We start from the raw sequence: 24474 nt of genomic DNA on the forward strand, positions 1-24474 counted from the left end.
ATGTGAAGTCATAATGCTGTTAAACTCAGCTAAATTAAATAATTTCTTTGTTAGACATAGGTTTACTAAATAAATCCTGTATAAAGCTTTAAATGAAATAACATATTTAGCTCTTTTTTTTATTAATTGGATGTATTCACCGTATTTGTTAATTAAATATCTTAACTGATTTGATTTTATCCTCAAAATTCTACTAACCTGTGAGGTATTATACGTTTTATAAGGATCTAGTGCTGCAAACTGTAATGGAATTATCTCATACTCATTATTTAATGTGTTGATTACTTTAGTATAAAGAAAGTCTGTTTCAAATTCACTTTGTATTACCCTTGTTATTAACCCATATTCTGTGTTCCAATTCAGCATTTTTTCACCCCTTAAATCAGATTGTAACATGCAAAATATGAAATATACACAATTTTCATTTACTTTATTATGTTTATTTACTTATTTCTTTTATGATGTAATTTTTCCTTCTGACAAACGGATACCTCTACAGAATTAAATACAATTCTGTTTAATACTTAATTTTATCCATGCAAAAGTATATTCACTGTACATTTTAACTATTTTTGATACTCTACACCTACATGACGAAGTACATATGACGAATCCTTTTTTTATCATTAGAGTTCGTCATATGTTCTCTTATCAATGTCGAAGAATATATGACGAACTCTAATAGAAATTTTCTACTTGATATCATTAGATTTAATTACCCACACCTGACGAAATGATATATGATTTTAAACCGAGAGTTCATGGGGGATAATGGGTTACTTTTTTGTAAATTTCAGTTAAAATATACTTTAATCATTTTTATGTACTGAACTGCTTAATTTATCTAACATTAATTACGTTCATTTGTTGACAATTGCACTCAATTTTATGCAAGTTTCCGTATATTATTTTCATATCAAGGGAGTGTTTAAAATTGAAAAAATCATTTGATTATACCGTTAAATATATCGTCGGGGAAAATGATCGTGGAGTTTATTTTAATCGTTCTGACATTTTTACAGTTTTATTTTTATATGAACAACGAACAGTATCTCAAATTCAATTAAGAAAATTTTATGAATTGATAAGTGGGGAGCCAATAAGTCGAACTACATTTTCATCAAAGTTAACTAAGTGGGCAAAAATGAAATTAATAAAAAAAGAAAATATAAGTGTGAGAAAAAAGCGTGGCTTTACATTGGATTTCGTTTCTATAGCTTCAAAGGGAACAGAAGTATTATATCGTTTAAAATTAATTACTGATTACACCACCTCGTTTGTTACCAAAAGGCAATATGAACACAATATAGCTATTACACAATTTGTGCTAAATCTACTTGAAGCAGAATCCCAAAATGAACATACCGGTGCAATTGTAGGTGGTAATGGCGATTATCTTTTTCCATTAAACTCAATTGTGAAGCAAAACTTACATTTACCTAACCTAATGTATTCCGATTCAAATGATGTTTACTTCTTATACGAAGATGAAGAGTATCGCGAAATGTTTCAGCCAGAACTTCAACCCGTTTCCTTCCAAGCAGATCTACCTCAACTCGTTTATTCATTTCGTCCATCTAAAGAGTTTTACCTAGATTCAAAGGGAAACCCATTAATCATTCCTGATTGGGTTCTTACATGTAACGATTCTATTATCAATATTGAAGTTGATACAGGAACAGAAAACATTCCATTTCTAGAAAACAAGCTAAAAAAATATCTTGATATCGCTGCTTCTAATCCGTCTAAACAGTTTTACGTATTATTTTCAGTAATCGATGATTCCTATCACACAATTTCTACTTACAAAAAAAGAACTACTCGTGTAACAAATTTAAAAAAGGCTTTCAGCAATATACCACGTTTAAGTGTAGTGAATAACCTAAATGTTTACGTAAGCAATATGGGTGGATCTGCACTTGTAATAAATAATATTCTTCATGAAATTCGCGAAATTAATAGTTTAAACAAAAGTCATTTGCTCAAAAAAATCGCTGAACGTTTAAACATAAATTCTTCTTTCCCTTATTCGGTAGAGTGGATTTCTAATAAAAATGAAATTCAAGCGAAGGGGATTCAACATTCTAAACTACTTGAGCTAACAGATGACATTTTGGTATTACGAAAAAAAGCACCTGATGAAGAAAAAAAATCTTTAGATTACTTAGAAATATTATGTATATTAACAATACTTAAGGTAGGGGAGGTTAATACACACTTTAAATTACAGCAATTATCAGGATTGTTGGCCATGCAAAATCAACACCGAACATTAAACCCAATTAAGATTTTGGGGATATATGAAGCGGATGAATTAGAGCATGGGCAGCAAGTCATTTTTACTGATTTGTTTCACAATTCCATAGCACCAGAGAATATATTATTGGCTACTTCTGCTGAATTGCTTAATTTCACCGCTGCTTTTTATTCGTTAAAAGAGAGGGTGAAACAAGAATTTGGAGAATGCAGTTCAAAAGAATACTGAACTCAATAATGCACCAGGTAATGGGGAGGACCCAAAAGCCGGAAAGAGCAAAAAAAATTCCTATACAGTTACAATCGATATTTCGAAAAGCTGGAAATGTCGTTTAGCAGCCCGCTCATCTTACTATGTTGTGACATTACTACTTCTGCTAGCTTGGTATTTTGCTTTTAGAGGAATTTATAAATACGCTTCTTTCTGGTCGATACAAATGGGGGCTTCATTACCTACTTTAAGTATCTTCGGTAATCCATTTGAAACTAATTATTACATTGAAACCTTTTTTAGCTTTTGGATTTTAATTTATACTTGGCAACTATCAACCAAGGTTAAGACCTACCAGGAGATAAAGCGTAGATGGTTTATATTCTCGATGATGTTAATTGGTATAGTTGCCCAGTACTTATGGGCGTTTAGTGTTCCATTAGCTAAGATATTTATTCCATTCTTAAACTCGAAAGCTGGAGAGGTTTCACTAAATGACAAAGGATTAGAAGATACTATCCTTTCAAATTTCAGTAATATCATGCACCTTGTATTTGCTATACCTGTAATTATTATTATTCTCGTACTCTTATGGCTCTTTAAGATTTTTTTTGAACATAAAAGAGAGCTTTTAGATGAATTCGGAAAATGGGAATACGTATTTAAAATACCTGGTTGGATGCTTTCCTTTTTGAATGATGATCGACAACGAAAACTTGCTACTTCATTACACAAATTTTTCACTGAGAAAAATCCATCAAAATTGCCAGAACCTGATATCTTTCTTGGTCCTAACAGTGCTACACGGGAAATGGCAGTTATACAGGGCAAGTCTCTAACGCTTAATATAATGATCATCGGTAACATTGGTACAGGGAAATCCGCTGCACTAGGTTTGCCAATTGCCAATCAAATTCTTGACTATATGGCTTCCATGATTAATAACTTTAAAACTTTATATGCAAGAAAAGATTATCATTCAGAGGATGTAAAAGGAACGCAGGTTAATGGTCTTACTGTTATCGAGCCATCAAATGACTTCTGCGAAAAAGTATATAAATTGGTATTAGCACACAAAATTCCCGAAAGTGTTATTTTCTATTTAGACCCAACAAATCCTGATACCCCTTCAATAAATTTTGTACGTGGTCCAGTCGATAAGGTTGCTGAGATGTTATGTTCAGTATTAACGGGGCTCTCTGATAATGGCGCGGGAAATCCTTTCTTTGTTCAATCTGAGCGTTCGCATCTTAAACAACATATTTACTTGTTAAAACTCCATGATTCAAAATTTGAAGCTAGATTTGAACATTTAATTGATTTGTATAATGATGCTAATCTCGTTTTTGAGATGCATCTCAAGTTAAAAGAGCGACTTCCTAATGATATTGAATCTATACCTGATAGAGATGAACGAAATCATTGGCGCATAATGAAGCAAGTTGATGAATGGTTTGATTTAAATTATGTACCTGAAATTTCTGGCGGTCGTGGGGGAGGGGAAGTTGTTTATCATACTGAAGGGAAATACTATGGGCAGCCAAAGATTATTGATAAACAAGAAACCTTCGTTCGTGGTTTACGAAACACATTAAATGATATTTCAGCTCAACCTCTGCTCCGTCGTGTATTATGTGGTCCATCAGATTTTGACTTTGAAAAGCATTTGGAATTTGGAGGTATCCTTTTAATCAATACAGCGAAAGGGGAACTTTCTGACCTATCTGATGTATTCGGCAAATTATGTTTATATGCAGTGCAAAATGCTGTTTTCCGTCGTAAACCTAACGTATCTCCATACCATCCCGTTTTAGTTGATGAGTTTGCTGATTACATTTATAAAGCATTTAAAAGTTTTCCTGCTCAATCACGTAAATATAAAGCTCCTTTAATTGTTATTGCACAAACAATTAGTCAATTAGCAATTGAACATGGCCCAAGATTCATGGATATCCTGTTAGGTACATTTCGTAATAAACTTGTTTATGGTGATGTTACTAATGAAGATGCTAAATTGTTTAGTAAGCTTATGGGTACGAAAACAATTTATGAAGCACGTGAAGGTGATCAAGAAATTGATATGGTAACAGCTGAAACGAAAACTCAAAGTACACGTAGAACATCCTACTCTTATTCGAAAACAGAGGTACCCATTCTTTCTGAAAATGATATATTGATTCAAAAAGCATTCCAGTGTGCTGCTAAAATTGTAAAAGATAATGCTCCTCAAGGAGGAATACAAGTAAATGCAAACTTTGTTCCTGCCACTGAGTTTAAAACAGCTAAGATTCAAGTTGATGCAGAAGCAGCTGTTTATTGGCTAAAAATTCGTGAAGAATCATTGAATGCAGAAATTAAATATGATGATTATGTCACAGATACAGATGTTGATAGCGAAGAAACTGTAATTGAGGAATTGAGTATGCCTAAAACAGCGCCTACTGCAATAGAAGGTTGGTTACAAACGGTAAACCCTGATACTTACGATTTTTATAATAATGACGATTATACTGACAGTGAAGGTGAGTTAACAAATAATCAGTCTGTGCAAGATTACTCAAGAAATTCTGCTCCTAAGCTAAAAAAGGGGGACGCTACAGCATCAATTCCTACTTCTAATACAACGGAACACGCAAAAATTAATGAAGTGATTAATGTGCAAAAAGAGAATGTACCAGATACCAGTAAACATAGAGAACCTATTGAACTTATCAAGAAAGCACCAGTTATTACTGAAACTCCAATAGAAGTGCCAAGAGCGAAGCATACACCACAATATAGAGAGCCTGCTTACACATCGACTGTTACCCATAATCAGCAGGAACAGGAAATTCAACGAACTGCAGAAATCAATGGTAAAAATACAACATCTAACTTAACATTGCAATGGTTACAGCAACAAATGGCTGCCACTGTTCCTCAAGAAGAAGAAAATACATTACCTTTAGATGAAACGGAAGGTGGCTCTCGTCTTCACAATCGTAAAGTAGCAGAAGTAACCCCAGAAAGCGCGGCAATTAAGGATAAACTCAGTCAATATATCGAAGGTGACATTGATCATGATTGATGCACTAAGCATATAACGAATATTTATAACGATAAAAAGGTGTGGGTTGTATACTCATACCTTTTTATTATTTCATATTCCACTCTCCGCAAGAAGACCATTTCTTTATGCTAAAATTTAATTGAGTTTGTGTAGAAGCAGAAAATGAATTAAATATTAAGGGTTGGAGGAATGACAGTGGAGATTGCCAATTTAAATTTGCCCATTGATAGTATGCACTTTTTACTTAAGCATCAAATTAAAGGAAATGAATTCGAATGTCTCAATGTAGAATTTTACACCTATTCAAATGGTTTTCTTTTAGATGTAGTGGAATGGACAAAACAAAATGATTTTTCTTTATCGATATTGGATAAAGAATATACAGAAGCGTTTTTAGCGAGTTTAGAGAAGTTTAAACCATACCTTGTTATTGGGAGCAATATAGACTCAGGTAATCTAATTACTATCTACCAACCCACAGGAGAAATATATGAGCTAGAACATGAGATTACGGAAAGAGTAGAAAGATATTTTGTTAATTCTTCTATAGAGAAAATGTATTGCTGCTTCAATTGCTTTAAAAAGTATTGGGTTCAGCTAATAGGGCAGAGGCACTACAAAGATTGTGATCTAATAAAGACTTTTCATGATTTGAAGAACAAATTAGTCGAGCTTGATAATAACATATTAATTAATGAAGATAACTACAATAGACACTTTTGGAATTGTTTATATCATGGCAATTTAAACTTTCTTTTGGAAAAGTCAGACGAGAAATAGATTATCTTTAATTGAAATACTTACTGGAGGAACGTGTTCAATACTATGGGAGATATTTTGTTAAAATGTAAAATCAAAATTGTGATGATTTTCACTTAAACAAACGGGGCAGGTTAGTTTAAATTCAATTAAAAAGACAATAACAAAAAGGAAGGGCAACAGACTGCCCCTTCCTTTTATAATTCAGGTAATGAAACCCTTGCAATAACACTTTTGTCTTCAGTTAAAATCAAAATTTGATAATTGGCATCCACATCTCCGTCACCAAATTTCTGAATAAAGGCTTTTCGCAATTTTTTTCCCTGCTTGCTTTCTTGCTCGGCATCTACAAACACATTAATATTCCCTGCATAATGTTCATCCGCCTCAACCCTATACTCCATATTGAAACCATCGACCAACACGGGGTCAATCATGGCTTTAAGGTCAGTATCTATGAAGGTTCTTGCTTTTTCGATTCTCCTATTGTCTTTCTCAATCGCCTGGTTTGCTGCCTCCTCCAACTTAGCAGATTTTTTTTCTTTAGCGGCTTCCTCTTCTTCCGTTAACTCTGGATTTTGAATGTTATACAGCATGTCTTCCAGGTCGTCACACACAACCCCAGGACTCGAAGCATTTGCAACCATTTCATCTATGCTGGCGTTTGTGATCCCAGCTTCTTCCAACTGGTCCCATTCCTTGTCAAGAAACCCGCACTTACCATATTTGCTGTCATAGATGACATTGCTTGCTTTCTTTGTTACAGCTCCTGTCTCTAATTGAAGATAAACCAAGGGCAATAGTACTGCTGCTACAACTCCGGCAATGATTAGCTTTGTCGATTTTCTCAAGTTGACCCGTCCTTTTATGTGAAATATTTGCAATAAAGAGCATAATTAGCATAAAACATTGGAAGCCGCATATCAATTAAAAATTTTAGCAAAAACGCACCAAGGCTCAATTCATTTCCGATCCGCTTGACTTGCATTTCGCCTGTAAAGTATAGAAACGCATAAATGTACTACGTATTTGAATCTGGACATATGAATAGTCTATTGCTACATAGTCTTTTAGAAGTGGACTTTATTACTGCTAGAAAATTTTTAGACTATCAATGGATTCTCAATTACCCGTCATGATGAACGGAAGAATACATATGGCTATTACCCTGAAGAAAAATGACAGAGGTGTTTTCTTTCTTCAACAACGGACAAAGCATTCCTTTAATGCTTTGTGAACAATTACACTTAAACAAACGGGCGCTTTTCTTCAATAAGCATCTTCAACAATCGGGCGCGATTGTTGAACAAGAATTACAAGGGTGATACATATTACACATGACTAATATGTATCACCCTTTATTTTTTATGACTTTTTGTGTTTTAGGTATTGATAATAAATTTAAAGGTATCTGCTTCTTTTTACATAGATTCTATAATCATTTGTCTTTCATACCACTTGTTTAGTTTTTCATTAACACTTTTTGAAATACGCTTCATTTTGTTATTACAGAATCTTGATAGCGTAGCAGGGGATAGACCTATTTCATCTGCTATCTCACGCATTGTTTTATTTTGATGCATATGCTGATGCATAATTTTCTCTCGAACCATATCCTCTGATCCTACAGTAGGTTGTTTTACTGTATCTACAATATAACGCTCCTCTTGCTTCTCTTGCGTATCTATTGATTTTTTCTTCACCATACTATCTATATTATTCATCAATTCTTTTGGAGGTAAAATAATGATTCCCAACTTTTCAAAGTAATTCTTAAACCAATTGCGTTCTCCTATCTTTGTTTCATCCAATTCTTCTGCATATGCCCAATGTGAAATGACATTTTCTTTTTCTAAATCATTTAAAACATTTTCTAGTTGTTCACGAATTCGAGTTGGGCGCCCCTTTGTAGTTGTAATACCCATTACAGACAGTAAACCTTTTTCTCCACCAATGGAGTATGGTCTTTTTAAAGTACTGTATTGTTGACGGATTCGCCACTGCCAGGATAAATAACGTATTAAACGTTTATGAAACTTGTGTCTATAGCTATTATACTCTAATGCTTTTTTCGATAATAAAGCAGTTGTGCTATTAGATCCATACAAATAGCCCGATAAAAAACTACCTGGTTTAATCTTACAGGATTCTATCCCCATATATTCATTAGTATTCTTATCTCTCCATAACACTACAGAGTCCAGTACGAATAGCCTTTTGATTACTTCACGTTTTACTTCAAATTTTTCCCCTGTTTCAGCTTGATCGTTCAATACTACAACTTCATTATCATCATTCAAATAAATAAAGATGCTCGCTAACGCTGCAATACGTTGCGCTACTTTTATCTTATCTTCTGCACGATAATACTCTACACCGTTTGCTGATGCTTTTGGCATATTACATAATTCCAACACATTTTCATAGCTAAAATCTATGAATTCATCTGGAGATTTAGCTTGATTTAACCATTGTATTGTAATGGTATCCAAACAGTCTGCTGTAAGATCATCCATATTACTAATTACTCCATCAACCAATATAGACCATCTTTCTGCTTCGTTTGTATTCACTAATCTCAAATCCTCATCCTTATGTGATGATAGTTGTGCAACTCCGCTTGAATTTTTTGTTTCTAATGGCAGTACCGGTTTTGCTACTGCTTCATCTTCCTCAAAATGATTTTTTGCTATTCCATCACGTAATTGATAGTACATTGCGTCATTGGTTACAGGATAGTAATCATCCGATATATCTTCTATATGTTCTGTTACCTGACTATCTTCAAAAATTGAAATTTGAGTTGGTTCAACTGCTTCAACTTTTTCTCCGAATTCTTGTTCAATGATCTTATCTAGTACATTTTGAATCTCAACTTTATATTTATTCAGATTGGCATAAATGTTTAACAACGATATTCCTTGCTCTTGTTTCTGACCTAACCAAGAAACAAGTGTCGAAAAGGAAGGGGACATATTAGCTGATGTTACTAATTTATCATGATTCTCTTGTACTTCTTTATAATATTTATTCCATTTGGCCCATAACTGCTTGTTTTCTTCATAAATTGGAGCAGCAAGTAGGAGGGCATCACTAAACAATGCTAACACTTTCTCCATAATTAAATACCTCCTAACAATGTTAATTACAAATATAATTTGAATCTTAAAAATGTGAAACGTCATAGCTATATGATGGCTATATAACCTTTAAGTTGAAACATTATCAGAATAATCCGCACGATTGTTGATTTTTACTCGTTCTATTGTGGATCATTTAAATTCTCTTTACTTGTCTTTAATTATATAAAACTGCTTCTATTTGTAAAATCATTACTTTACAATACAATTTCAATTTTTAAAAGTTTTTATTGCTCAAATTCAGTTACTGTTACATTTTTACATCTATATTTTTGACTCAAAAAGTTGTAAACCTGAGTGGTAAATATGTTGATGTAAGTCCTTGAATATCATATTCTTCAGTTTTCCATTCCCTAAATCTTCTTCATCAACAATAATAGTTTTTGGGGCGACTCGATTTGTTAGCTTGATAATTATGGGGCTTTCCTCTAAAAGAACCAAAGCAAACAATAATAGCGCTTGCATAATTAAAAATCCGAGTTATAATACTTGTATACAAGTATACTTGATTAACATGAGGTGAATTTATGGCGAAATCAATGGAATTTCTTTATCCTGAAAAATGGCTTTCAAAAGCTTCTACAGGGGATCGTGTTGCGAGCGAACTGAGAATGCGCATTATTGCAGGGGAAATTGAAAGCGGTACCATCCTGTCGGAAAATAAATTAGCTGCCGATTTTTCTGTAAGTCGGTCACCCGTTCGTGAAGCATTAAAAGTACTAGCTTCTGAAAATATTATTCGCTTAGAAAGAATGGGCGCAGTTGTCATTGGTTTAACAGAGAAAGAAATCGAAGAAATATATGATGTTCGTTTACTTATAGAAAAGTTTATCTTTGAGCGACTTGTAAAGATGGACACAAATGATTTAGTAAGAGAACTAAATAAAATAATGGAAATGATGAAAATCGCCATTAAATATCATGATTCTGATGAGTTTTCTTATCAAGATCTTTTATTCCATGAAACGATTATTCGAACCATTGAGCATTCCTACATCCTGATGATTTGGAATAATTTAAAGCCTGTTATGGAAAGCTTAATCCTTTTATCAATGCGTACTCGTTTCAAGGAAAAGTACGAAGACTTTGAACGGGTTATTAAAAATCATGAGCTTTATATAAAAGCAATCGAATCAAAAGATCGAGCCCTCATGATTGAGGCCTTACATCTAAACTTTGATGATGTTCAAGGGAAAGTTGAAGATTTCTGGATGTCACAACAAATGTTATCTAAAGGAGTTGAGCAAGGACATGAGTAGCTATATGTTAGGTATAGATATCGGTACAACAAGTACGAAAGCAGTTTTATTTACTGAAGAAGGCGAAGTCATCCAAACCGAGAATATTGGTTATCCACTTCGCACACCGGATATATCCACAGCGGAACAAGATCCAGAAGAGATTTTCCAAGCTGTTTTACAAGCGATATCAAATATAACGAAACAGCATTCAGATAAAAAACCATCGTTTATCTCATTTAGCAGTGCTATGCATAGTGTCATTGCCATGGATGAAAATGATCAGCCGCTGACACCTTGTATCACTTGGGCAGATAATCGCAGTGAGGCATGGGCACATAAAATCAAAGATGAACTGAATGGCCATGAAGTTTATAGACGAACAGGAACACCTATTCACCCAATGTCACCATTAAGTAAAATTACATGGATTGTGAATGATCATCCGGAAATTGCTATTAGAACGAAGAAATATATTGGAATCAAAGAATATATCTTCAAACAATTCTTTGATCAATATGTTGTTGATCATTCCATCGCCTCGTGCATGGGTATGATGAACTTAAAAAAACTAGATTGGGATGAGGAAGCTTTAAAAATTGCTGGTATAACACCAGCTCAATTATCTGAACTCGTACCAACCACCCAAATATTTAGTAACTGCAATCCAGATTTAGCCCAAAAGATTGGTATCGATTCACAAACACCGTTTGTTATTGGTGCCAGTGATGGGGTGCTTTCTAATCTAGGTGTGAATGCAATTCGAAAAGGTGAGATTGCTGTCACAATTGGGACAAGTGGTGCTATTCGGACCATCATTGACAAGCCACAAACAGATAAAAAAGGAAGAATATTTTGTTATGCCTTAACTGAAAAGCATTGGGTAATTGGTGGACCGGTAAACAATGGCGGAATGGTCCTTCGTTGGATTCGTGATGAACTTGCTTCATCAGAAGTAGAAACTGCGAAAAGACTAGGAATTGATCCATACGATGTATTAACTAAAATAGCTGAACGCGTGAGACCTGGTGCAGACGGATTATTATTCCATCCATACCTCGCAGGTGAACGTGCACCATTATGGAATCCAGATGTACGTGGCTCCTTCTTCGGTTTAACGATGTCACATAAGAAGGAACATATGATTCGTGCAGCTTTAGAAGGCGTTATATATAATTTATACACTGTATTCTTAGCGTTAACCGAATGCATGGATGGTCCTGTAACCCGTATTCAAGCAACAGGCGGCTTCGCAAGGTCTGACGTTTGGCGACAGATGATGTCCGATATTTTCGCATCTGAAGTCGTTGTTCCAAAGAGCTACGAAAGCTCTTGTCTAGGTGCATGTATATTAGGTCTCTATGCCACAGGAAAAATTGATTCTTTTGAAATCGTTTCCGAAATGGTTGGCAGTACCTACAAACATACACCGAAAGAAGAAGCAACAAAAGAATACAGACAATTACTGCCGATATTTATTAACCTATCAAGGGCGCTAGAAGATGATTATACACGAATTGCAAATTATCAAAGAAATTTAATAAAGTAAAACTTTCATCAGTAATCCCCCACGCCTCGCTTCTATCTAAATCTCGAGGTGGGGGCCTTACTGCCCACGAATAGCGGGATAAATACAAATACAGCTAAGATTAGGGGGGAACTACGATGCCATTAGTCATTGTAGCAATTGGGATTTTAGCATTACTTTTACTGATTATGCGCTTTAAATTAAATACCTTCATTTCATTAATCATTGTATCGGTCGGGGTTGCTTTAGCACTTGGAATGCCGCCTCAAAAAATTTTTAAAACCATTGAAGCGGGATTAGGGGGAACACTTGGTCATTTAGCACTCGTTTTTGGACTTGGTGCGATGTTAGGTAAGTTGCTTTCAGATTCTGGGGGTGCACAACGCATTGCCATGACCCTTGTGAAAAAATTTGGTGAAAAGAACATTCAATGGGCTGTTGTGACTGCCTCATTTATTATCGGGATTGCATTATTTTTTGAAGTAGGATTAGTATTATTAATTCCGATTGTATTTGCAATTTCAAGAGAATTAAAAGTTTCTATCTTATATCTCGGTATTTCGATGGCAGCTGCTTTATCTGTAACACACGGATTTTTACCACCACACCCAGGACCAACTGCTATCGCTGGTGAATTGCATGCAAACATCGGTGAAGTATTACTTTACGGTTTTATGATAGCGGTTCCAACGGTTGTGTTAGCTGGACCTGTATTTACTAAACTTGCAAAAAAGCTAGTACCTGATGCGTTCACAAAAACCGGTAATATCAAATCTTTAGGTGAGCAGAAAGTATTTAAACTTGAAGAAACTCCTGGCTTTGGAATCAGTGTTTTTACCGCTTTACTGCCTGTTCTTTTAATGGCAGTCGCTACAATTATTACTTTGCTGCAAAAAACAATGGGATTCAAAGATAATAGTTTACTAGCAACGATCGAGTTTATTGGGAATGCGGATACTGCCATGTTGATATCCTTACTAGTTGCGATCTATACAATGGGATTGGCAAGAAATATTCCAATTAAAAACGTGATGGAATCTTGTACAACAGCGATCTCGAATATTGGGATGATGCTCTTAATTATTGGTGGAGGCGGCGCTTTCAAACAAGTATTAATTGATGGCGGCGTTGGTAACTATGTAGCCGAATTATTCAAAGGTACTTCATTATCACCGATCTTGCTCGCATGGATTATCGCTGCCATTTTACGTATTTCATTGGGGTCTGCTACGGTTGCTGCATTAACAACTGTCGGTTTAGTGATTCCGATGTTAGGTCAATCTGATGTTAACCTTGCTTTAGTTGTCCTTGCAACAGGGGCTGGTAGTTTAATTGCTTCACACGTGAACGATGCTGGTTTCTGGATGTTCAAAGAGTACTTTGGTTTAAGCATGAAAGAAACATTTGCAACATGGACGTTACTTGAGACTATCGTTTCTGTAGCCGGATTAGGGTTTACTTTATTATTAAGTTTATTTGTATAGATCTTTCTAAACAGTAAAAGGGATACGGAAGCTGTTTAATGTGATTTTTCATAATTAACCGGTTATTTTTCATGATTGATTAATAAGGATGACAATTTCTCTTTATTTTTTAACTTGATAGTGATGTGCCGTGTCCCTATAACCTTATGTACGAATACTGGCGGAGCCTATTGAAATGAAAAAGATTGATTATTTGATTAAAGTGATATTTTAGGTATATATACTATAATACAGAGTAACATACATGGAAAGGAACGATGGAATATGGAAAAGTTACAAATTGGAGTTGTTGGTGTGGGCGTTATGGGAAAAAGCCTCGCACTTAACTTTGAGAGCAAAGGGTATTCTGTTGCCCTATATGATATTTCAAAGGAAAAAGTTGATGAAATCATTGAGGAAAACCGTGGTAAAAACTTAGTGGGTACTCATATAGTTGAAGAGTTTGTTAACTCACTTGAATCACCTAGAAAGATTTTATTAATGGTTAATGCAGGGGAAATTACAGATAAGGCGATTGATTCTCTAGTCCCTCACCTTGATAAAGGTGATATTTTAATTGATGGTGGTAATACATACTTTGTCGATACAATTCGCCGAAACAAACGTCTTGCCGAAGAAGGAATCAATTTCATCGGGGCAGGTGTGTCAGGCGGCGAAGAGGGTGCATTGAAGGGACCATCTATTATGCCAGGTGGACAGAAGGATGCATACGAAAAAGTAAAAGATATGCTTGAAAACATCTCTGCAAAAGTGAATAACGATCCTTGCTGTTCTTATATCGGACCTAATGGGGCAGGCCACTATGTAAAGATGGTTCATAACGGTATTGAGTATGGAGATATGCAATTAATTTGTGAAGCATATTTCTTCTTGAAACAAACACTTGATTTGACTGCAGAAGAGTTCCATGAAATATTTGCTGAATGGAATAAAGGTGAACTGAACAGCTATCTAATTGAGATTACAGCCGATATCTTCAAGAAGAAAGATGAAGAAACTGGTAAGCCATTAGTGGATGTTATTCTTGATACTGCAGGACAAAAGGGTACAGGGAAATGGACTAGTCAAAGCGCACTTGATTTAGGTATCTCGCTGCCTATTATCACGGAATCTGTATTTGCACGTTGCATTTCTGCTTTAAAAGAAGAGCGTGTGAACGCAAGCAAAATTTTATCTGGCCCTAAAGATAAAAAAGCAATTGGAGTTGAAAAAGCTGAATTAATTGAAGCAGTGCGCCAAGCTTTATTTATGAGTAAAATTTGTTCTTATGCACAAGGATTCACGCAATTGAAGGCAGCTTCTGAGGAATATGATTGGAACCTTGATTTTGGCAGCATTTCTATGCTTTGGAGAGGCGGATGCATTATCCGTGCTGCCTTTTTACAGAACATTAAAGAGGCTTATGAGACAAACACTGATTTACCGAACCTTTTACTTGATCCATACTTTAAAGAAATTGTAGAGTCATATCAAGGCGGATTACGCCAAATTATCTCAATGGCGGTACAACAGGGCATTCCGATACCTGCATTTTCAGCAGCAATTTCTTATTATGACAGCTATCGTACTGCAAAACTACCTGCAAACTTGTTACAAGCGCAGCGCGATTATTTTGGAGCGCATACGTATAAACGAGTAGATAAAGAAGGTACATTCCACACAAAATGGATATAAAATAAGAAATGGACTAAGATTAAATTCTTAGTCCATTTTTCATCCCACAATTCGCAGGCTATAAGACTCCTACTGATGGAATTTCACTTTAAACGAATGACTGAATCAAAATGCGTTTATTTTTCCCATTTAGATGAAAAACTACATAACCTTTAAGGTGAAATGTTATCTGAATAATCCGCACAATTGTTGATTTTTACTCCTTTTATTTTGGATCATTTAAATCCTCTTTACTTGCCTTTAATTATATAAAACTGCTTCTTATTTAAAACTACATAGCCTTATCTTGGCTATAAACTCTTATTTGAAACTGCATAGCTTTATCTTGGCTATAAACTCTTATTTGAAACTATATAGCTTTATCGGGGCTATAAGCTCTTACTTGAAACTATATAGCCTTATCACGGCTATAAGCTCTTACTTGAAACTATGTAGCCTTATCTTGGCTATTACTTCTTACTTGAAACTATATAGCCTTATCACGGCTATAAGCTCTTACTTGAAACTATGTAGCCTTATAACGGCTATTACTTCTTACTTGAAACTATGTAGCCTTATCTTGGCTATAAACTCTTATTTGAAACTGCATAGCCTTATCTTGGCTATAAACTCTTATTTGAAACTATATAGCCTTATCACGGCTATAAGCTCTTACTTGAAACTATGTAGCCTTATAACGGCTATTACTTCTTACTTATAATAATGAATAGCTATATTGTGATTATAATTTCGTAATTTATGAAACGTTATAGCTATATGATGGCTACAACTTTAAAAAAATGAAACGAGAATATCCTGAAAATCATTCAACTAAAAAAATTTTTATTCTATGTAAATTACTAATAAACGTTGATATAAAGCCATTTCATTAAATATGAAAGAAAACGCAATAAAATTATTATAGCTATATGATGGCTACAACTTTCACTTTAAAACTTCAAAAAACCTATATATACCAAGGGTTACAGCAGCTTTCAATAAAATATAACTTATTTTAAAAACATGAAACGTTATAGCTATATGACGGCAGGAAACATGAAACGAAATGAAACGTTTATAGCGGTATGATGGCCACAACTTTTCATTTAAAAACAGTTATAACTCCCTATATATCAGTATTTATACGAAATTTATAGAAATTTCTTAGTCAATCCAAAACATGAAACGTTATAGCTATATGATGGCTACAACTTTAAAACGAAATTAGTGTAAAACCCTATAAAATCAATGGTTTAGTAAGATTCATCCCACAACATACTACGTTTCATATTCAAAAAACTTCATAGCCCTATGGTGGCAACAAACTTTTTTTTATGAAACGTTAAATCCCTTGTCCCCCAAGGGATTTGGGCACGTTTCATTTTTTTATTTTTCCTCTTAAAGGGACAGATTTCACCAGTATTCGATTTGATATAATCAAAAATGAAATTCTATATCTAATTGTGGGGAAAACTGCAACTTAACATAAAAGGAGGTGAAAAAGATGGCAAAACCTTTCGTTATAAAGAACAAACGTAGTTTGAATGGTGAAACAACAACACCGGTAATTGTAACAATTAAATCATGGCAAAAGTTAGTAGATGCTTTAGAAAGTAAGTATTACAGTTTTAAAGATACTTATCTAGAAGACATTGTGAATTCAATGTCCTATGAAGAACGAATTGCAGATGAAGAGGGATTTGTTGAACAAGCAAAGCCATCTTTTTCACTGAAAATGAAAAAGATTGTAGATAAAGTAAGTGAATTTGATAAAAACGAAGGCAGAAAACATAAGCTATATGGAATTACAAATGCTGATTTAGAAGTATTTCTATTTCTTCATAAAAAATGTAATACATATGGTGAGCTTTCGCATGTATCGATCCATATGCTTTGGGAAGATTATAAAAATTATAAAGAAGCATTTGCACATATTCACCACTCACAATTTTATGTAGCTTTGAAGAAGTTAAGTTTCCATAACATCATTACAATCGAAAATGAGTACAGTGGTAAATATAAAATTACCTTAACTGATTTCATGAATAAAGAAACGAATAAAGCAAATGCATATACATTTATTAGCCCGATAGTATTTACCAAAGAATTCTTTGAGTTATCCATTGCAGCTAAGAAACTATTCATGGATGTAGCAATGCAACAGAAACGCGAAACTACCCTGAAACGTTCTTTATTCAAAGTTGATGAGCAAGGAAGCTCAACACACTTTGGTGGTATGTATCGTTACTTACATAAAAAATACCCACATCAGATTCGTGCTGTACTTGAGGAATTAGAAACAAAACTTTCTGCTACTGGATCTCCTTTATTTAAAATTTGCAAGTTAGAAAAAGGGAAGAGGAATAAAAAGCAATACACAACATTGCATTTATCTGTACATCCTGATTTCTTATGCGCAAAAGAAGAAGGAGCAGAATACCGTGATCCATTTACACCACGAGATACATATAAGCGTAAAGCTAAATTCATAGAAAACTTGTTAGTTGAAATGAATATTGCTGAATTTGCAAAGGATATGAACCAATTCATTAATGTTTTAAAACACTCTTGTCACCGTCAAATTCGCCAAGTAGTTCGTGGCTTACGAGAAATGATTGATCGACAAGAAGGATATCCTAAAAAGCTAGTTTATACACTAAGTAAATTATTAAAGCAATCTTCTCAATATCGTGTATTAGACACAGCTGCTAAAACTGGAATTTATCCTTTAATTACACATAATGTACCTAAACATGAGCAAGAAGAGGCCATTTTTAAATTTGGTACTCATTTTGCTATATACTCTTTACGCAATGTTCAAAAGCTATTCCGTAAAGCGCATGACCTGCTTCATGCGAAATATGCTGTACCTGTAACTATAGATGCTTACCATCTTAACTACATGCAGTATCAAGAGGAATCACTATTTAGAAAATATGCTTATGAGCAAGGAGTAAATATTAACTCATATACAGCATTAGAAATTGAAATCCGTGAACTATTAAAGTCTAGCGGGCATCAAGGCACTAACATGCCTAGTGATATTCGTGAACTGTTCATTGAAAAAGTTGATAAATTGCCGAAGGAAAAGATTCGTGTAATTAAGGTCCCTGAAGACTTTGATTTAATTCAGTTTCTACAGTCCTTAGAAGCATACTACCGTTCAACAAGTGAAACACCACATTCGGTTGATCAGCTGCTTCCAGCAATGTAAAGATACAGCTCTCTATTTTTGAAAAAACAAAAGTGGAGGGCTATTCGTGTTGGAGATACCCTATGAAATGCATTACTTCAAACAAAGCAGAGAGAAAGTTTTCAATTTTAATGATCACGACTCTCTATTTTTTATGCAATTACATACAGTGCACGTAAATCAAAATAAGATATTCACAATTTACAAACTGTTAAATCTGAATTTTTAATCTTTTCGTTTCGTTTCATCTACAAAAAAGCAGAAATATTTTTTATAATTCTGTTGATATCTTAATAATTTTGACCTGATGTGCATAACATAAAGCCTTAAATACTGTTTTTATCATATTCTACCTCTAAATCTACTTAAAATCAGAAAAACTTCTGTTAGTTATGTTTAAAAAGTGGATTCTGTTCCTAACTTTGACCAATTTGTTAATAAATTGTGTGTAGTTTTTAAGAAATGTGGAAAGTTTGTTCGTAAGTCAGCAAAATTTGCATTTAGTATTTATTCAGTCACTCGCATCAAATTAACGATGATTATATGTAGTTTTTATATACCTACTTTATGATATTTTGTAGTTTTTAATCATCATCCAGCTCATTAAGTACATTCCCAGTATTTACTTTTTATGATTTTTTACGGCTAGAGTAATGATGAACCCTTAGCACAGCAATGTTTTAAGACGATTTTTTCTCTGTATAATAGTTTTATCTTTTTTCTTTATATATATTAAAGATATATATTATATTAGGTTTTTATATTGTGTAATACTTACTATAGAGAATAGACCCTGTGTAAAACCAATTTCATTTCTTAATGGAATTGGTTTTTTTTATGTATTTTAATAAACATTATATTTAGTTTTAATCTTCCTAAAAAAATTTTGATATAAAACATAAATTTTTTTATTTCTCTTAGATTTCCGAAAAAAGTAAATCATACTTAAAGTAGATAGTTGATTAGTGGAAATTACAATGAACTTTGTAATCTCCTAACCATTTAAAAAGAGAGGTGAAGACATGGTAAAAAAGAAATCCCAGAAAAACGCCGAAAAAAAGAAATTTACATTCTTTAAAAAAGCAAAGAATAAAACAACTGAAATATTAGATATGCAACTAGAAAATTCAGAAGCACTTAAAGAAAAGAAGAAACGTAAAACAAGGGAGAAAGTTCCGGCGATAACAGGAAGAAAAGTAGGTAAGGTTACATTTTGGTGTGTGATGGGATTCGTGTTTGTAGGAAGCTCTCTTTCATTTATCCAACTTGCCGGTCCTCCTAGAGCAGTAGCTGTTCAAGAAAAGAAGGAAGAACCCGTAAAAATTAAAATGTCAGAAGCAGAATTAATTGCATATGCGAATAGTTTTGCCGCAAATTATTTTAATTGGAAAGTTGATATGAATGTAGCTGAAGAGCGAAAAAAACGATTAGAGAAATTTCTAGTTGAAGGATCCGATGCGCAAGGTGGATTAAATAGAGACACTTTAAAAAACGCCTCTAGTACTTTAGTTAAGTCGGAAGCAGTAGAGGTCCGCCAAAAAGGAAATGAAGCAGAAGTAACATTGAAAATCATTCAGAAACTAGAACCTGTAAATAATCCTGCTCCAGGAATGACTCAAGCCCCAGATACACCAAAAGAGCCTAAAGAAGTTACAAGGTACTTCTCTATTCCAATTTTAATGGAGAAAGGAAAAATGGTCGTTCCTAACAATCCTACAATCGTTCATGGAGAGAGAGAAAAGGCATCTTATAAAGTGGCTACCTTCAAATCAGAAGGACGAGAAATTAATACAGATGCAGAAGTAAAAAAAGTAGAACAATTTTTACAATCTGTATTTAAAGTTTATACAGAAGGAACACCAGAAGAAATTGCTTACTACTTTGAAAAAAGCAATATAACAAATGGACTAAAAGGCATTATGACATTTAGCAAATTAGAAAACCTACGAATTTATGAAGATAAGGATAAAGGGTACAGAGTCTTAGTTGATGCCAAATTAAAAGACAATGATAGCAGCTTAGAGTACACATACACATATGATTTAAGTCTAGTAAATAAAGCTAACAAGTTTTCAATTAGCTCTATGAAGAAATTTGAAAACACATTAGAGAAAGTGGAGGGTAAATAATTATGGAGCTTTTGGGATTAGATATGGTTGCTCAGCAATTACCTGCTATTACAGATGCAGCGGTTCTAGGTAACATTAATTTTGGAGTGAATATTAAAAACTGGTTAGTAGCTCAGTTAGGTCCAATCTTTTTAGTTTGTGCAATCATCGGTGTAATAGTGCTACTTGTAAAACGACAAATGGCAGGTTTAATTGGTTGGCTGGTACTTTGTGCAATTGTTTCAGTGTTTGTATTCTCACCAGACGTATTTAAAGACCTTGGAACAAAATTATATAACTTAGTTTTCAAATGATAACTAGTAAAACTCATAAATTTTTAAGGAGTTGGTATAAGTGACTCAGAAACCGACTCGCAAGGAAGTAAGGACTTACAACTCTATTTGGGATATTCCAAAGAGTTTATATGGGATAAGGGACATAACACTCCCTTTCCCAGTCCCTTACAGACAACTGGGGATCTTTGTTGGGACACTTTTAGTAATTATATTTCTAGATCAGTTTTTACCCTTAGGAGAGAATGTCTTTTTCAAATATTTAATATTACCTGGTGGTATAGCATACTTCTTTGGAAATGTTGAATTAGATGGAAAGAGCCCACACAAATTTATATATCGATTCTTTGCATTCACATTTGAAAGAAAGAGGTTGAGTCGTTATAAGGATACAACTGGTAATATTGGAAGCTATCAATATAAGACGGTAGTCCGGTTTAAGGATGATTCAATTAAGAAAAAGTAATTAATTAATCTATACAGAAGAATTATTTTAGTCTCATATTCTTCTCTAAGGAGGCACAAATGAATCAGGTTGAATTTCCAGTCAAATATTTTCATGAGAATTTGATTTTTAACCAAGATGGTTCTTGCTGGGCGTATTATGAGGCATACGGGATTCCTTACGAATTTAAAGGAGACGATGATAAAAATACGTTGTTTATGCGACAACTCGGTTTATTTTGGAATTATGAAGAAGAGAAACATCTACTAATGATTCCTGTTTATCAGAATTTCAAAGAAAAAGCCGATGAGTTTAAAGAAACAGTAAGTGGTGAACTAAAAGAGCTGGCAATAGATCATACTGATGACGTTGTCCATGAGTTAGAAAGAAAATTTGGTAAAAACGCTGTAGAATATCGTTATTTTATAGGTGTGAAATTAAAAGTAAGACACATACAAGAAGGACTTAAGGAAATGCTTTACACTGCATTTCATACCTTTAAAAACACTGCAGAACAGTTTGGATTACTTGGTGATACCAAAATACTAAAAACTGATTTGGAGATGTTTAAACGGGAATCTAGCGCTTTTAAAAACAAAATAAGAAAACATTTAGCAGTAAGAAGTCTAGAAACAAATGAAACTCAATGGATTGTGTTACGAAACTTCTATCGTACATTAGAGGCACCTGTTACAGCAGGATGGACGCCCCCAGTAGTTGATGACGATTCTGCAATCTTTCCAAACCAAGAGAGTTTATTGCGCTTAACAGAATCAGAAATAGACGTTAAAGGAAGACATATAGAAATGTCTCAAATGGGTTCTGATGGATTAGAGTATCCAGCATATATGAGTTTCTTATCAGCATCAAAGATTCCATATACAATGGAATTTCCAGATCAAGAGTGGATGTATATGATCCAAAATATAGATTTCCCAATTGAACTAAGTGTTCGCACTGAAAATATTAACCATCGCAAAGCTCTATCTAAACTAAATAAAAAGAAAAAAGATTTAGAAGATCAAGAAGCACATGCAAGGGAAAATGCACAAACTGTTGGGCTAAACGTGTATGAAGGTGTTCAAGAAGCTACTGAATTACAAGCACTTATACAAAAGACACGTATGCCATTAGTTAAAACTTCGGTATCTTTCTGTATATGTGCTGAAGATTTAGATACAATGCGTCGAAATACCAATTCACTTATTTCTATTTATAGAGAGATGATGATTGAACTAGTAAGGCCGTATGGAGATCAGTTCCTGCTGTTTAATGAATTTATCCCTGGTGCTAGAAGGTATGTAAATGATTATATACACTTTATGGAGCCTGGAGTGCTTGCAGCCGGTATGTTTGGTGCAACACAAGATTTAGGTGATAATATCGGATTTTATATAGGTACAACTGGTATTTTAAACAAAGCAGTTTATATGACACCTTCTCTCGCAGCGACAAATACCGTTGCAAATCAAAAAACGAGTGCACTTTCAGTTGCAGTAACAGGAAGTACTGGTTCTGGTAAATCATTTGGAACAAACTTAATTGTTTACCTAGCGGTACTAGGAGGAGCCCAAACACTGATTGTCGATCCAAAAGGTGAGAGGGGGAACTGGACAGAAGATTTACACGGCTTAGAAGGTAAGGTAAATGTAATTACACTAGGGACTGATAGACGAGATGAAGGGAAACTAGACCCATTTATCATTTATAAACATAGTCGGAAAGATGCAATTGAGTTAGCAATGACAATTCTTACTTTCATTACAGGTATTAAACCAGATAACTCGGAAAAATTCCCGCGCTTAGCTTCAGCTGTAGAATTCGTAGCAGGAATGGAAGAACCGTGCTTAACAGCTGTATCTCAATACCTTGAAGATAGTGAGGATAAAGTGGATCAACAATTAGCCGCTCATATTCAAGCTTTTGAGAATTTATCCTTTGCACACTTAATCTTTGGGGATGGAACAAATAGAGATATTGAACTTGACACGGCAGTAAATATCATACAAATTCAGCATCTTGACATGCCAGACATTCAAAAAGATCCGAAAGATTATACCCTACAAGAAAACTTATCGGTTAGTATGTTGATGTCTCTATCTTCTTTTGCAAGAAAATTCTTTCAAAAGGATCCTACTAAATTCAAAATTGTTCTATTAGATGAAGCATGGGCAATCATGGGGACTTCTCAAGGGCGAGAGTTAGCTCGTAAGCTAGTTCGTGAAGGTCGTGCCTTAAACTCTGCAGTATACTTTGCAACTCAAAGTGCAAGTGACCTTGGAGATGAGACATTTAAGAATAATATCGGTATGAAGTTCTCATTCCGTAATACCGACAGTAAAGAGATTTCTTCAATCTTAGATTTCTTTGGATTACCTGATAATGAAGAAAATCATGCGATTATTACTAATTTAGAAACAGGACAATGTTTATTCCAAGATATCCAAGGAAGAACAGGTGTTGTCACAATGGATGTAGTGTTTAAAGATTTATACGATGCATTTGATACTAGACCAAATGCAAGGAAGAATTATAGAAAGTCAAATGATGATGAAAAGCAGGAAGTTAATGCAACCTTTGTCGAAGAAGGGGGAGAAAAAATAAACGTAGGAGTGAGTTAACATGGTAAAAACTAAACTAAAAAAATTAATGCTATCTAGTCTATGTGCTGGCGCTCTAATTCTGAGTGCTGCATGTGGAAATAGCGAAACAAATGTAGGGGAAGAAAAAGATAAACAGGGGCACACTCCAAGGGAAATGATGCTTGATTTTGTAAAGGCCGACTTACAACATGATTATAAAACAATACGTAAATTAGTTGTCGATGGGGAGAAAAATAAAATATTGGACCCTAATAAAGGACCTCAAAATAATTTATCTTACAAAGATTACACTGTAAAAGAATATGTGGTAGATAAGGACACAATTATGTATAACTTTATTTCAAAGAAGCCCCCTAAGAATATCGATAAAGCAGTGAAATGGGTAAGAGTAGTTCGTACAGAAGATGGGTTCAAAGTTCGAAGCTATACCGGACCTGAACGAAATGAAATTGATGAAGTAGCAAATACTAAACCGACAAATGAGTTTAGTTCCAAAGATTAATGGTTTTCCCAT

At 34.1% G+C, this 24474-nt stretch carries 15 protein-coding genes and 1 pseudogene; 13 read left to right on the forward strand and 3 right to left on the reverse strand.

Features of this window, described 5'->3' with window-relative positions; genetic code table 11:
• A pseudogene (locus ACO6VI_RS21995) lies at positions 1-396 on the reverse strand (hypothetical protein); the annotation flags it as partial.
• A gap of 538 nt (positions 397-934) precedes the next feature.
• On the opposite strand from ACO6VI_RS21995, the gene ACO6VI_RS22000 reads away from it, so the two are divergent.
• The 3 genes from ACO6VI_RS22000 (at position 935) to ACO6VI_RS22010 (ending at position 6296) form a co-directional block, all read left to right on the forward strand.
• Positions 935-2485, forward strand: a complete 1551-nt coding sequence (locus tag ACO6VI_RS22000) for a replication-relaxation family protein (protein WP_422424071.1) — start codon at positions 935-937, stop codon at positions 2483-2485.
• A complete protein-coding gene (locus ACO6VI_RS22005) occupies positions 2457-5534 on the forward strand; it encodes a type IV secretory system conjugative DNA transfer family protein (protein WP_422424073.1) in 3078 nt (1025 codons plus the stop codon). Before ACO6VI_RS22000 ends, ACO6VI_RS22005 begins: the two co-directional genes overlap by 29 nt.
• A gap of 171 nt (positions 5535-5705) precedes the next feature.
• A complete protein-coding gene (locus ACO6VI_RS22010) occupies positions 5706-6296 on the forward strand; it encodes a hypothetical protein (protein ID WP_422424074.1) in 591 nt (196 codons plus the stop codon).
• A 176-nt stretch (positions 6297-6472) separates the two neighbouring features.
• Here ACO6VI_RS22010 and ACO6VI_RS22015 read toward each other — a convergent pair whose 3' ends face one another.
• Complete coding sequence (locus ACO6VI_RS22015) at positions 6473-7126, reverse strand: hypothetical protein (RefSeq protein ID WP_422424076.1); 654 nt, start codon at positions 7124-7126, stop codon at positions 6473-6475.
• A 570-nt stretch (positions 7127-7696) separates the two neighbouring features.
• Positions 7697-9394 carry a helix-turn-helix domain-containing protein gene (locus ACO6VI_RS22020; RefSeq protein ID WP_098629872.1) on the reverse strand — a complete coding sequence of 566 codons (1698 nt, stop codon included), beginning with the start codon at positions 9392-9394 and terminating at the stop codon, positions 7697-7699.
• A 548-nt stretch (positions 9395-9942) separates the two neighbouring features.
• On the opposite strand from ACO6VI_RS22020, the gene gntR reads away from it, so the two are divergent.
• The 10 genes from gntR (at position 9943) to ACO6VI_RS22070 (ending at position 24462) form a co-directional block, all read left to right on the forward strand.
• Positions 9943-10674: a gluconate operon transcriptional repressor GntR gene (gene gntR, locus ACO6VI_RS22025; RefSeq protein WP_048565380.1), complete on the forward strand. Its 732-nt coding sequence runs from the start codon at positions 9943-9945 to the stop codon at positions 10672-10674.
• Positions 10667-12202: a gluconokinase gene (gntK, locus tag ACO6VI_RS22030; RefSeq protein WP_422424079.1), complete on the forward strand. Its 1536-nt coding sequence runs from the start codon at positions 10667-10669 to the stop codon at positions 12200-12202. Before gntR ends, gntK begins: the two co-directional genes overlap by 8 nt.
• A 116-nt stretch (positions 12203-12318) precedes the next feature.
• On the forward strand, positions 12319-13665 hold the full coding sequence (gene gntP, locus ACO6VI_RS22035) for a gluconate permease GntP (RefSeq protein WP_327898199.1): 1347 nt from the start codon (positions 12319-12321) through the stop codon (positions 13663-13665).
• Between the two features lie 264 nt (positions 13666-13929).
• The gene (gene gndA, locus ACO6VI_RS22040) at positions 13930-15339 is read left to right on the forward strand and encodes an NADP-dependent phosphogluconate dehydrogenase (RefSeq protein ID WP_422424081.1); all 1410 of its coding nucleotides are present in this window, start codon (positions 13930-13932) and stop codon (positions 15337-15339) included.
• 1483 nt (positions 15340-16822) lie between these two features.
• Positions 16823-18532, forward strand: a complete 1710-nt coding sequence (locus ACO6VI_RS22045; RefSeq protein ID WP_422424083.1) for a hypothetical protein — start codon at positions 16823-16825, stop codon at positions 18530-18532.
• A gap of 1001 nt (positions 18533-19533) precedes the next feature.
• A complete protein-coding gene (locus ACO6VI_RS22050) occupies positions 19534-20640 on the forward strand; it encodes a conjugal transfer protein (protein WP_422424085.1) in 1107 nt (368 codons plus the stop codon).
• 2 nt (positions 20641-20642) lie between these two features.
• Positions 20643-20933 (forward strand): hypothetical protein, encoded by a 291-nt coding sequence (locus tag ACO6VI_RS22055; protein ID WP_000421395.1) that lies wholly within the window; start codon positions 20643-20645, stop codon positions 20931-20933.
• A gap of 40 nt (positions 20934-20973) precedes the next feature.
• Positions 20974-21378, forward strand: coding sequence for a TcpE family conjugal transfer membrane protein (locus tag ACO6VI_RS22060; RefSeq protein ID WP_422424087.1), 405 nt, complete (start codon positions 20974-20976; stop codon positions 21376-21378).
• Between the two features lie 59 nt (positions 21379-21437).
• The gene (locus ACO6VI_RS22065; RefSeq protein ID WP_327898202.1) at positions 21438-23978 is read left to right on the forward strand and encodes an ATP-binding protein; all 2541 of its coding nucleotides are present in this window, start codon (positions 21438-21440) and stop codon (positions 23976-23978) included.
• 1 nt (position 23979) lies between these two features.
• Positions 23980-24462, forward strand: a complete 483-nt coding sequence (locus ACO6VI_RS22070) for a hypothetical protein (RefSeq protein ID WP_071680271.1) — start codon at positions 23980-23982, stop codon at positions 24460-24462.
• Positions 24463-24474 lie beyond the last annotated feature (12 nt).

This window comes from Bacillus sp. PSXD-155 (assembly GCF_049310765.1).
In the GTDB taxonomy this organism is placed as follows: Bacteria; Bacillota; Bacilli; order Bacillales; family Bacillaceae_G; genus Bacillus_A; species Bacillus_A cereus.